General features: G+C 60.4%; 10 protein-coding genes. 9 read left to right on the top strand and 1 reads right to left on the bottom strand.

Annotation, left to right across the window (positions count from 1 at the left end; translation table 11 throughout):
- Positions 1-165: 165 nt before the first annotated feature.
- Positions 166-375 carry a hypothetical protein gene (locus LOY38_RS12660; protein ID WP_258700298.1) on the top strand — a complete coding sequence of 70 codons (210 nt, stop codon included), beginning with the start codon at positions 166-168 and terminating at the stop codon, positions 373-375.
- Positions 376-771: 396 nt separating this feature from the next.
- On the opposite strand, the gene LOY38_RS12655 is transcribed toward LOY38_RS12660, so the two are convergent.
- A complete protein-coding gene (locus tag LOY38_RS12655; protein WP_258700297.1) occupies positions 772-1,038 on the bottom strand; it encodes an Arm DNA-binding domain-containing protein in 267 nt (88 codons plus the stop codon).
- A 564-nt stretch (positions 1,039-1,602) separates the two neighbouring features.
- On the opposite strand from LOY38_RS12655, the gene LOY38_RS12650 reads away from it, so the two are divergent.
- From LOY38_RS12650 to LOY38_RS12615, 8 genes are all read left to right on the top strand, one after another.
- On the top strand, positions 1,603-2,595 hold the full coding sequence (locus LOY38_RS12650; protein WP_258700296.1) for a transporter: 993 nt from the start codon (positions 1,603-1,605) through the stop codon (positions 2,593-2,595).
- 55 nt (positions 2,596-2,650) lie between these two features.
- Positions 2,651-3,832 (top strand): MFS transporter, encoded by a 1,182-nt coding sequence (locus LOY38_RS12645; RefSeq protein ID WP_258700295.1) that lies wholly within the window; start codon positions 2,651-2,653, stop codon positions 3,830-3,832.
- Positions 3,833-3,867: 35 nt separating this feature from the next.
- Positions 3,868-5,316 carry a carotenoid oxygenase family protein gene (locus tag LOY38_RS12640; RefSeq protein WP_258700294.1) on the top strand — a complete coding sequence of 483 codons (1,449 nt, stop codon included), beginning with the start codon at positions 3,868-3,870 and terminating at the stop codon, positions 5,314-5,316.
- 346 nt (positions 5,317-5,662) lie between these two features.
- A complete protein-coding gene (locus LOY38_RS12635) occupies positions 5,663-6,514 on the top strand; it encodes a fumarylacetoacetate hydrolase family protein (protein ID WP_258700293.1) in 852 nt (283 codons plus the stop codon).
- Positions 6,515-6,516: 2 nt separating this feature from the next.
- Positions 6,517-7,338, top strand: coding sequence for an IclR family transcriptional regulator (locus LOY38_RS12630; RefSeq protein ID WP_258700292.1), 822 nt, complete (start codon positions 6,517-6,519; stop codon positions 7,336-7,338).
- 21 nt (positions 7,339-7,359) lie between these two features.
- Positions 7,360-9,006, top strand: a complete 1,647-nt coding sequence (locus LOY38_RS12625) for a bifunctional 3-(3-hydroxy-phenyl)propionate/3-hydroxycinnamic acid hydroxylase (RefSeq protein ID WP_258700291.1) — start codon at positions 7,360-7,362, stop codon at positions 9,004-9,006.
- Positions 9,007-9,028: 22 nt separating this feature from the next.
- A complete protein-coding gene (locus tag LOY38_RS12620) occupies positions 9,029-9,877 on the top strand; it encodes a VOC family protein (RefSeq protein ID WP_258700290.1) in 849 nt (282 codons plus the stop codon).
- 73 nt (positions 9,878-9,950) lie between these two features.
- A complete protein-coding gene (locus LOY38_RS12615; RefSeq protein ID WP_258700289.1) occupies positions 9,951-11,429 on the top strand; it encodes an aldehyde dehydrogenase family protein in 1,479 nt (492 codons plus the stop codon).
- Positions 11,430-11,484: the final 55 nt, after the last annotated feature.

Below are 11,484 nucleotides of genomic sequence, written 5' to 3'. Positions count from 1 at the left end.
TCCCCCGACGGGGCTCTGCCCCACCAGTTTCGTAGATTAAAAGCTGACTTCCCCCCCCCCTCAAGAAAACATTCGCAATCGCAATTTTCCAGATCGGTATTAGGCTAACGATCTACGTGCCAGTCGGTGTAAGGCACGTTATCACCATGGAAAAGGATGACATTCGTGAGCACTCCCAACACGGATCGTTTTCATATTTTTGGCGTCTGCACGCTAAAAAATTACTGCCTGTTCGTCGACTACGTGCTCGACGAAATCAAGGATCGCGAAAGCAGTTTGCTGCAGCGCATACAGGAAACACCTGACCCGGCATTACGCGTCTGGCGAGAAACCACACCACTGCAGGCACGGATGTTTTCGAGATCGAATGCGTGAAACACCGGGAAACAGCGCAAGAAGCGGTCGAGTTCTGGCGTGCGTATTTTCAGGGCTTGGCCAAGCTCAGGACCCAAGACCCACGCTGATCAAGCGTTGCCCCAGTATCCCCGTCTGCTACCACATGCACTCCAAAGCCAGCACGCATCGTTGGCACGGCGGATAAATCCCACGATCCAGTTCGGATGGTTTGTATCGAGTGTCGGCGGCCGGATTGGTCTCGAGCCCTCCCTCGACGATGACGTACCGGAAAGTTGATTAACCAAATTCGACACTTCTCCGCCGCCGTCAGCGCACCACGACGTTCAGTCTGCACACCACCTCCAGCGCACCCTCAGACTCGACGTATTGAGTCACGTCGACGCTGAAAGACTGCTCCTTAGGTATTTTGCGCGGTCAGGCGCTGGCATTACACGCCTGCCGCCGATGAGCGCGTGGATCGATACCCCTCGCAACATCACGCAGAGCGCGAGCATCTCGCAAGCCAATTTCAGGATAGGTACCGAGAGAAATACGGGGTTGCTTATCCGCCCAGGAAAAGCGGAAGTGCCAGCACTTGGCGCCTTTCGTATTCACGAAAAGGGCGAGGCTGTTGTAGTCAGGGAGGGTGTAGTCCTTGGCGCGGGGTTTGGCGTGCCGGACTGCCGTATCGGTGAGAGCCATCGGACAATCTCCGTCTCGTTTGAATAGAGGAGATTTGTACGGTTTCCAGAAAGGCGAGTCCCACGAAAAAGTGATCTACCAAGCGCCGGATTAATGTACTAAACAATGTACTAAAAACCGTGGCTGCTAGTACTTCCGAGAAGAACTTACTGGAACGAAAAAAGAGGCCGAAGCCTCTTTTTTCAGTTTCTGCAGACTTCAATAGAAGCCTGTAGAACAATAATTGGAGCGGGAAACGAGACTCGTATCTGGTGTCCGACTCATTGAAATTTAAGGGTTTTATTTTCTTGCCGAGGCAGGAAAAGACTTAATTCTGGACTTGTTTTTTGGCTGTATCAAGAGAAAGAAAGGGATTAATCCAAGACACGCTACTGGGTTCTACCTCAAGCCAGTTTCAACTCGCCGATGGCCGCAGCATAGTGCGCGTTGAGCGTCATCGCCCCTATCATGGCACGCTCAGTCAACTCTGGCCGTTGCGCTCAAGCATCACCCACCACCGGGACTTAAAGTCGAAGTGCCAGGGGACATTCCCCCGCTCACAATTCCAAGAATAGAGCCACTTCAATGAGCCTGACCAAATCCCTGCCAGCGTGCCTGGCACTCAGCTTCGCGTCATTTGCCGCCCATGCAGCCGACGGCCCTCCTCCACCTTCCGTAAGCCAACCCAGCGGTATCAACCTGGGCGGCACCAGCTTCTACGACGGGTTTGCGGGGCCACCCGGGCTGACTCACCAGACCTACCTGAAGTTCAGCACCGCCAGCAGCATCAGGACCAACGGCGGCAAGAAAAACGGCGCCTTCGATGACCCGAAGATCAACGTCATCACGATGATCAATCAGCTGAGCTACTACTCACCCGACACTTTCGCGGGTGGGGCACACCTGGGCTGGAGCCTGCTGGTCCCCGTCGTCTCCCTGGACGGCGACTTTGGTGACAACGGTGCCAAGCTCAAGGACAACGCTACCGGCCTGAGCGATGTCACGGTGGGGCCACAGGTCCAGTTCGATCCGATCGTCGACGCCAGCGGCCGGCCGGTTTTCGTGCAGCGCATGGCCTTCGACACCATCCTGCCAACGGGCAAGTACGACAAAGACAAAGACATGAACCCTGGCTCCAACCACTTCTCCCTGAACCCCTACTGGGCAGCGACCTGGATGCCGGCACCCCGTTGGGAAGTGAGTTGGAGACTGAACTATCTGTACAACTTCAAGAACGACGATCCGGCGAGCAGTTCGCAGCAGTTCTTTGAAGGGCAAGCGGTGCGCGACACCCAGTCAGGACAGTCGGCATGGGCCAACTTCACCGCCTCGTACGAAGTGTTCCCGAAGGTCTCGGTCGGCATCAACGGCTACTACTTCCGGCAGATTTCGGATGACAAGGTCAACGGCAACACCCTGACCGACTCCCGGGAAAAGGTGCTGGGCTTTGGCCCGGGCCTGTTCTGGAAAATCACCGAAGACAAAGCCTTCTGGCTCAACACCTATAAAGAAACCGGCGTCGAGAATCGCTCCCGAGCGGATTACCAGGTGCAGGTTCGCTACGTTCACAAGTTCTGATTGACGTGTAGGCCGGCTCACGCATGAGCGGGCTCTTTACTTGAGGTGATGCTTCATGAACGCACTCGACTCCATCGACAGCAAAAAATCACTGGGCGCCATCTGCCTGATGATGGTCATTTCCCTGGGGACGCTGCAGATCCAGCCGATCCTGGGCGGTGCCTTGATCGACCAGCTCGGCCTGCCACTCAATGCAATCGGCGCGATCTTCGCCGCGGAACTCATGGCGATGGCCATCGCCTGCGGGGTCTGCGCCCTGTTCATGGCGAGCGTCGACCGGCGCCGCTTCGCCCTGGTGGCCTTGTTGATCCTGGCATTGGGTAACCTGGCCAGTACACAACTGCACAGTCAGACCGGGCTGGTCATTTCCAGGATGATCTGCGGCGCCAGCGGCGGCGCGGTCATGGCGGTGGTCTATGCCACCGCAGCGCTGCGCACGTCCAAGGATGCGACCTTCGCCGTCATCAACATCGGCAACCTGCTGTGGGGCATGCTGCTGGTGACCTCCATGCCGCTGGTCCTTCAAACATTTGGCGTGAATGGGGCGTTTTCCCTGTTGGCGATCACCAGCGTGCTAGCGGCGCTGGGTTGCTGGAGAGTGCCCAAGCGCTACCCGGACACCCATCGCGCGGCCAATGGCTCGACCCAGCCATTCGGTCTCACCGCCATGCTGTTGATCCTGCTGTTTGCCCTGCTGTTCTTCGGCCACTCGGCCCTGTGGGTGTACCAGGAACGCATCGGCAAGAGCATCGGCCTGGAGCCCCAGCAGATTGGCGGCATCCTCGGCGGCAGCATCCTTGCCGGTGCCCTTGGCGCCGGGCTCGCCGGGCTGATCGGACGGCGCCTGGGCCTGCTGTTTCCGCAACTGTTGAGCTTCGGCACGGCATTGCTGGCGACCTTGATCATGGTCTATGGCACCAGCCCCGTTGCCTTTATCACCACGGCCTGCCTGATCCATATGGTCTGGTTTTTCAGCCTGCCCTACCTGCTTTCCATGGCGGCGGAACTGGACCCTTCCGGTCGACTGGCAGGCCTGGGTAACGCTGCGATTTTCATCGGCCAGGGACTCGGCCCGTTTGGCGCCGCACTGGTCGTGGGCGAGGGACACTTCCGCGCGGTCGGATGGCTGGCCGCCTCAGCCTATCTGCTAGCCTTGGTGATCTCGTGCCTGGTCGTTGCACGCTTTCGCCGCGGCGTGAAGCCATCCGGGCCGGCGATGTCCCCGCAAACGGCCTGAACATGAACGAACCCGCACATTGACGAGATTGCCTGATGAGTATTCCATTCCCTCAAACCCCTGAATTTTCCGGCGCTCTCTACACGCCCAGCCGCGTGGAAGCAGAGGTGTTCGATCTTGAGATCGAAGGCATCCTGCCCGCTTCGATCTGTGGGACTTTTTATCAGGTGGCGCCAGACCCGCAGTACCCCCCCATGCTGGGTCACGATATTTTCTTCAACGGCGACGGCGTGGTCAGCCGCTTCAACTTTGCCAATGGCAAGGTCTCGATGCGACGCCGCTACGTGAAGACCGATCGCCTGCTGGCCCAGCGCCGTGAAGGGCGTTCGCTCAACGGCGTCTATCGAAACGTCTACACCAATGACCCCCTCGCGGCGAAAAACAACACCACCGCCAACACCACCGTTATCCCTCACAACGGCGTCCTGTTGGCGCTCAAGGAAGATGCCCTGCCTTGGGCGATGGATCTCGAAACCCTGGAAACCCTCGGCGAATGGAGCTTTGATGGGCAGATCAAAGCTGCGACGTTCACCGCCCACCCCAAGCTCGATCCGGTGACAGGCAACCTGCTGGCCTGCAGTTATGAGGCCAAAGGCGACGGCACGCCCGACCTGGCCTATTTCGAAATCTCGCCGGACGGAAAGCTGCTGAACGAGATCTGGTTCCAGGCGCCTTATGCGGCGATGGTGCATGATTTCGCGGTGACCGAACGGTACGTGGTGTTCCCGTTGATTCCGTTGACGGTGGACGTCGAGCGCATGAAAAACGGCGGGCCACATTTCCAGTGGCAACCCGACCTGCCCCAGCTGTTCGCCATCGTGCCGCGCAACGGGCGTGGGGAAGATGTGCGTTGGTTCAAGGGGCCCAAGGACGGTTTCCAGGGGCATACGCTCAATGCGTTCGATGAGGACGGCAAGGTGTATGTGGACATGCCGGTCACCGGAGGGAATATCTTCTACTTCTTCCCCCAGGCCGACGGCTACGTACCACCGCCTGAAACCCTGGCCGCCAGCCTGATGCGCTGGACCTTCGACCTGAATGGCGCGCAGGAGGACGTTCAACCGCAGCCTCTGACGGAATATCCCTGCGAGTTTCCACGGTGTGATGATCGCTACATCGGTCGAAAGTACCAGCATGGTTTCCTGCTCGCCTTTGATCCTGAGCGTCCTTACAACCCGGCGAATGGGCCGATACCCTTCCAGTTTTTCAACCTGCTGACGCACCTGGACCTGCAGACAGGCCGCACCGACGCCTGGTTTCCCGGCGACAGCGGATGCTTCCAGGAGCCCATCTTCATACCGCGCTCGGCGGATGCAGAGGAAGCCGATGGCTACGTGGTTGCCCTGCTCAACCTCATTGCCGAAGGGCGCAGTGAACTGGTCGTGCTGGACACCCGTGACATGGCCAGCGGTCCCATTGCCCGGATCAGGATTCCCTTCCGGATGCGCATGTCGCTGCATGGCTGCTGGGCACCAAGCAATTGATTGGCATCGGGCCCTGATGCCCGTCAATTAAGCACAATCCCTGTGGGAGCGAGCTTGCTCGCGATGGCGGCGGTTCAGTTACATGAGTATTGAACTGGCAGACCTCATCGCGAGCAAGCTCGCTCCCACAGGTTTAGAGCCTTTTGCGCACCTCTCGCGGCCCCTGCCATCTGCGGTGGCTGCCTGCCTCCCCTCCCTTTGCTCCCCAAGTCCGCCAAAGGGACAGCCTCGCCAAAAAGTACATAAATTCCATATTTTAGGATTTTTGTATAAATCCTGCTTTACAGGATTTTATAGCAAGACTAGATTAACCCTCATTGCACCCTCCCTCTCTCCAGGAGCCTCCATGAAACTCGCAAGCTTTATTGTCCAAGGCCGTAGCAGCTACGGTGTGGTCGAAGGTGATCAAATCATCGACCTGGAATCGCTCAAGCCAACCCTTGGCAGCGATCTCAAACAGGCCATCGGCCACAACCGCCTGAACGAGCTGACCGCTGCGCGCCTGGTAAGCCTGCCGCGTATTCCCTTGGCTGACGTGACGTTCCTGCCGGTGATCCCGAACCCGGGCAAAGTGCTGTGCATCGGCATCAACTACGCCACCCACGTGCGCGAAACCGGTCGTGAGATGCCGACCTACCCCATGATCTTTACTCGCTTCGCTGACAGTCAGACCGCCCACCTGCAACCCATCGTTCGCCCAACGGCGTCCCACAAGCTTGATTTCGAGGGCGAGCTGGCGGTGGTGATCGGTAAAGCGGCCCGCCATGTCAAACATGCCGACGCACTGGACTACGTCGCCGGTTACGCCTGCTACAACGACGGCAGTGTCCGCGACTGGCAGAAGCACACCATTCAGTTCGTCCCCGGCAAGAACTTCCCGAACACCGGCGGTTTCGGCCCCTGGTTGGTGACCGGCGACGAGATCGGCGATCCACAGGACCTGGAATTGACCACCCGCCTCAATGGCGAAGTGATGCAGCACACCCGCACCAGCGACATGATTTTCGATGTGCGCCAATTGATCGAATACTGCTCCACCTTCACCGAACTGGCTCCCGGTGACGTGATTGTCACCGGCACCACCGGCGGCGTCGGTGCGTTCCGCGAGCCGCCGGTGTGGATGAAACCGGGCGATCAGGTCGAGGTCGAAATCGCTCGAATCGGCACCCTGCGCAACAGCATCGTGGACGAGCAATAAGCATGGAAAACCTACACACCCCTGACGCCCTGCCCGAGCAGGATGGCGACAGCAAAGGCTCGAGCCTGGAGCGCATGCTGCGGGTACTCGACCTGTTCACCGAACAGAGCCCGATCTGGGCGGTGGACGACATGGGCGGCGCCTTGGGCTTTACCCGTTCGACGATCTACCGCTATGTGCGCGAATTGGCCGAGGCCAACCTGTTGTTCCAGGTCGAAGCCGGGCGTTATGCCCTCGGCGCGCGGATCATTACCTGGGACCGCCAGCTGCGCCTGAGCGACCCCCTCGTACGCGCCGCACAATCGCTTGAGCCCAACTTCCCGCAGTGGAGCGAACATCAGGTGTGGCTGATCTGCCGGCTGTTCAAGGACCAGGTCGTGTGCATTCACCAGCACGGAGACCTGTTCAGTGAGGTCAGCTACTCCCGTGGCTCGCCCAGGCCCTTGTTCCTGGGGGCCACGTCCAAGGCGATCCTCGCCAACATGACCTCGCGCCAACACAGCCAACTGTTTCTCGACCACCCCGATGAAGTGCGCGCCAGTCAACTTGGCCAGACCTGGGAGGCGTTTCGTCGCTCGCTGCAGCAACTGCGTCGCCAAGGCTATGTGGCCAGCGCAGGTGAAGTCGACGCGGGCGTCTATGGTCTGGCCGCGCCGATTTTCGACGGCGATGGCAAGGTCGTCGGCAGCATCAGTTGCGTGCGCCCGGTGCGAGAACGCGACAGTGCCCAGGAAGAGACACAAGGGCAGCAGATCCTTGCCCTGGCGCAGGATCTGTCGCAACGCATGGCTGCGCTCGCCAACCGCGCCAAGCCATTGGACTGAGCCATCCGGAAGGGAATAACAATGACAACCCTCAAACGCATCAACACCCAGGTCCTGATCATCGGCGCCGGCCCTACCGGGCTGACCCTGGCCAACCTGCTCGGCCAAGCCGATGTGGACACCCTGATCATCGATCGCAAGCCGGGCACCGTGACCGAGCCACGGGCGGTTTCAATCGATGACGAATCCTTGCGCACCATGCAGGCCATCGGGCTCGATGCCGCCGTGCTGCGTGATGTCGTGCCCGGCTACGGCGTGCATTACTTCACCCGGCCCGGCGGTCGCTGCTTCGGCAAGGTCGAGCCGACCGGCAAGCTGTATGGGTTCCCCAAGCGCAACGCCTTTCGCCAACCGCTGTTTGAAAACACCCTCAGGACAGGTCTCGAACGTTTTGCCAGCCTGACGGCTCGGTTCAGCCACGACTTGGTGGAATTCACCCAGGACCAACACGGCGTGTGCGCACTGGTGCGTGACGCCGAAGGACAACTGATGGAAGTCCACGCGGCTTACCTGGTGGCCTGCGACGGCGGCCGTAGCCCGGTGCGCAAGCAACTCGGGATCGAGATGGTCGGCTCGAGCTTCTCCTCGCGCTGGCTGGTGGTCGATACCGACCAGGACGACGACCCCTTCTGGCAGACCCGCGTGTATTGCGACGCCAGGCGCCCGGTGGTGGAAGTGCCCGGCCCTCACCGTACGCGCCGATTCGAGTTCCTGCTCAAGCCCGATGAAACGGACGAACAGGTGCTCGACGAAACCTGCCTGCAAGCATTGCTACGCCCGTTCAAGGGAGACACGCCGGTTTCCATCGTGCGCAAGACGGTCTACACCTTCCACGCCCGGGTCGCCGAGCAGTGGCAGGTGCAGCGGGTGTTTCTCGCCGGCGACGCCGCGCACCTGACCCCGCCCTATGCCGGGCAAGGCATGAACAGCGGCGTTCGCGATGCCCACAACCTGGGCTGGAAGCTGGTCGGCGTGCTGAAGGGAAAAATGGCGGAAAGCGCACTGCTGTCCTACGAAAGCGAGCGTCGTGATCATGCGTGGGCCTTGATCAAGTTGGCCTTGAACCTCGGCGTGGTCATGGCACCTGCCACCGTCCTGCGCGCTCGCCTGATCAGTGGGGCATTCGCCTTGATCGGCCTGTTGCCGCCGTTGCGCGATTATTTCCTGCAAATGCGCTTCAAGCCCAAACCCCGCTTCACCCGGGGCCTGGTGCTGACCGAGGGGCAAGCAGGCACATTGTCCTGCGGACAGATGTTCCCGCAACCGATGCTCACCGACGCCCACGGCCAGGAACGCCTGCTCGATGACGCCATCGGCGCCGGCTTCGCCTTGATTCAATACGGCGACCCGACCCGCCAGCGTATCGATGAACTCAAGCATGGCCTCTGGAGCCACCTTGAAGCCAGACGCATCCTGATCCTGCCCGCGTCTGTCCAGGCCATGCCATCGATCCCGGGCTGCACGGTGCTCCAGGACCGTGAAGGCCAGCTCAAAACCCTGCTGGGCGATTCGCACCCGTTCCTGCTGCTGCGCCCGGATCGCTATATCGCCGCGATTTTCGACAAGGCTACCGAAACCCGGGCCGCCGAATCGTTGCAGTCGCTGTTCGGCATCAGCGTGGCCCACAGCAGCGCAATCGAGCCGAGCATCGCGCCCGTCTTTCATTAAACCTTCAAGCACAGAGGTGGTTATGCAAACACTCCAGACTTCCACACCTGCACGCCTGTGCTACTTGCACCTGGCGAGCAAGGACGCGCAACGGCAAATCGATTTCTATCGACGGATGCTGGACATGGACAGCCAGGCGCAAGCCGATGGCAGCTGGATGCTCAGCGGCCCGCAACGCGCCATGCTCGTGTCTCCCGCCGACCACAGCGGCCTGCTCGCGGCGGCGTTCGACCTGGGCAGTCAGCCTCGACTGCAAGCACTGCGGGTTCGCCTGCTCGGCAACGGCTGCGTCATCGAAGAGGTCGACTCGCCGCTGCTCGAAACGGGGGCTTTCCTGATCCGTGATCCCCAGGGCCGGCAAACGATATTTGGCGTCGCTCACCCTGCTCTCCAGGCCTCAGGCCAAGGCATGCCCGGCCGCTTGCAACACGTGGTGTTCCAGACCACGGAGCTGGAAGCCATGATTGATTTCTACGTCAACACGGTGGGCTTTACCGTTTCGGACAATGTCGTGGACGAGCAGACCGGCCAACTCACGACGTGCTTCCTGCGCTCGGACGACGAACACCACACCTTGGCGTTTTTCCGCGGTTCGAAAAACGAGTGGGACCACCACTGTTACGAAACCAACGAATGGAATGACATCCGCGACTGGGGTGATCGCTTCGCCAAGGAGCGCATCACCATTTTCTTCGGCCCCGGCCGACATGGGCCGGGCAACAATCTGTTCTTCATGGTGGTCGATGCCGATCGCAACCGCCTGGAGTTCTCGGCCGAGCTCGAAGTCACCGATGCCTCCCGCCAGCCCGGTGTCTGGGCACAGGAGGAATACACACTCAATTCCTGGGGCCGCGCCTGGATCAGGAGCTGAGCAGTTTTCCCCATCGGCGTTTGCACCTTAATTTCTAAACGAGGCGACCACCTGCCTCCAAAGGTAAAAGACCATGACGACTCAACCGCTCGCGCCCTACGTCATCAACGGCGACCAATACATCAACGGCACCTGGCGTGCAGGGCGCTCCGCACGCCGCCTGGACGACCGCAATCCCTTCAATGGCGAACAATTGCTGGAGATGCCCCTGGCCTCGATTGCCGATCTCGACGACGCCTATCAGGCCGCGCACCAGGCGCAGGCAGCGTGGGCACAGCTGCACCCCACCCAGCGCGGCGCACAACTTGAAAAGCTCGCCCAAGTCATCCAGAACCGCCGTGAAGAGATCATCGACTGGCTGATCCACGAGTCCGGCAGCACCCGGATCAAGGCGAGCATGGAATGGCAATTCACGCTGAACCTGGTGCGCGAATGCACGACGATGCCGATGCAGGTTGAAGGTCGGATCCTGACCAGCTACAAGCCCGGCGAACAGAGTTTTGTCTTCCGTGAGCCCTTGGGTGTGGTGGGCGTGATCAGCCCATGGAATTTCCCGCTGTACCTGAGCATGCGCTCGGTGGTGCCGGCACTCGCCCTGGGCAACACGATCGTGCTCAAGCCCGCCAGCGACACAGCGGTGACCGGCGGCCTGCTGATTGCCCACCTGTTCGAAGAAGCCGGCTTCCCCGAGGGTTCGCTCAACGTCGTGGTCGGCGCAGGCTCGGAAATCGGCGATGCCTTCGTCGAGCACCCGGTGCCGAGCCTGATTTCCTTCACCGGTTCGACGGATGTGGGACGCAATGTCGGCCGTATTGCCACCGGAGGCAAACACATCAAGCGCGTGGCCCTGGAACTGGGCGGCAACGCGCCGCTGGTGGTGCTGGATGACGCCGACATTGAAGTTGCGGCGCACGCTGCGGTGGTCGGGCGTTTCCTGCACCAGGGCCAAATCTGCATGAGCGTCAACCGGGTGATCGTCGACCGCTCGCTGTATGCCGATTTCGCGGCGCTGGTAGTAGAGCGCGTGCGCAACCTCAAGACCGGTGACCCTGCCCTGGCGGATACGGTGATCGGGCCAGTGGTCAATCAGAGCCAGCTCGATGGCCTGCTGCGCAAAATCGATGGTGCCCAGCGTGCCGGCCTCAAGCCGCTTTGCGGCGGTCCGGCATCCGGGCTGGTACTACCGGCCCACGTGTTCGGCGAAGTAGCAGCCGATCAGGAACTGGCCCGCGATGAAACGTTCGGCCCTCTGCTGCCGCTGCTGGTCGCAGAAAACGAAACCCATGCATTGGCGTTGGCGAACGCCAGCGAGTATGGCCTGTCCAGCGCCGTGTTCACTCGGGACATGGCCCGTGGCTTGAATTTCGCCCGTGGCATTGTGGCGGGCATGACCCATATCAACGACATCACCGTCGATGACCAACCCAATGCCCCGTTCGGTGGTGAAAAGAATTCCGGCCTCGGTCGCTTCAACGGTCACTATGCCCTGGATGAGTTTACCCGTGCCCATTGGGTGACCTGGCAGCCCGGAGGCCATCACTACCCGTTCTGAGTCTTTGGCACCCTTGATCAGACCCGGATCGGGCAAATCGACCCCTTTGCCCGAT

It is taken from the genome of Pseudomonas sp. B21-015, assembly GCF_024749285.1.
Lineage (GTDB): Bacteria > Pseudomonadota > Gammaproteobacteria > Pseudomonadales > Pseudomonadaceae > Aquipseudomonas.
The sequence above is the reverse complement of the archived record's forward strand: the minus strand, read 5'-3'. Positions and strand labels throughout refer to the sequence as shown.

Excerpts from the sequence above, each read along its gene's own strand:
- LOY38_RS12655 (WP_258700297.1), bottom strand. The coding sequence starts at position 1,038 with ATGGCTCTCACCGATACGGCAGTCCGGCACGCCAAACCCCGCGCCAAG.
- LOY38_RS12650 (WP_258700296.1), top strand. The coding sequence starts at position 1,603 with ATGAGCCTGACCAAATCCCTGCCAGCGTGCCTGGCACTCAGCTTCGCG.
- LOY38_RS12645 (WP_258700295.1), top strand. The coding sequence starts at position 2,651 with ATGAACGCACTCGACTCCATCGACAGCAAAAAATCACTGGGCGCCATC.
- LOY38_RS12640 (WP_258700294.1), top strand. The coding sequence starts at position 3,868 with ATGAGTATTCCATTCCCTCAAACCCCTGAATTTTCCGGCGCTCTCTAC.
- LOY38_RS12635 (WP_258700293.1), top strand. The coding sequence starts at position 5,663 with ATGAAACTCGCAAGCTTTATTGTCCAAGGCCGTAGCAGCTACGGTGTG.
- LOY38_RS12630 (WP_258700292.1), top strand. The coding sequence starts at position 6,517 with ATGGAAAACCTACACACCCCTGACGCCCTGCCCGAGCAGGATGGCGAC.
- LOY38_RS12625 (WP_258700291.1), top strand. The coding sequence starts at position 7,360 with ATGACAACCCTCAAACGCATCAACACCCAGGTCCTGATCATCGGCGCC.
- LOY38_RS12620 (WP_258700290.1), top strand. The coding sequence starts at position 9,029 with ATGCAAACACTCCAGACTTCCACACCTGCACGCCTGTGCTACTTGCAC.
- LOY38_RS12615 (WP_258700289.1), top strand. The coding sequence starts at position 9,951 with ATGACGACTCAACCGCTCGCGCCCTACGTCATCAACGGCGACCAATAC.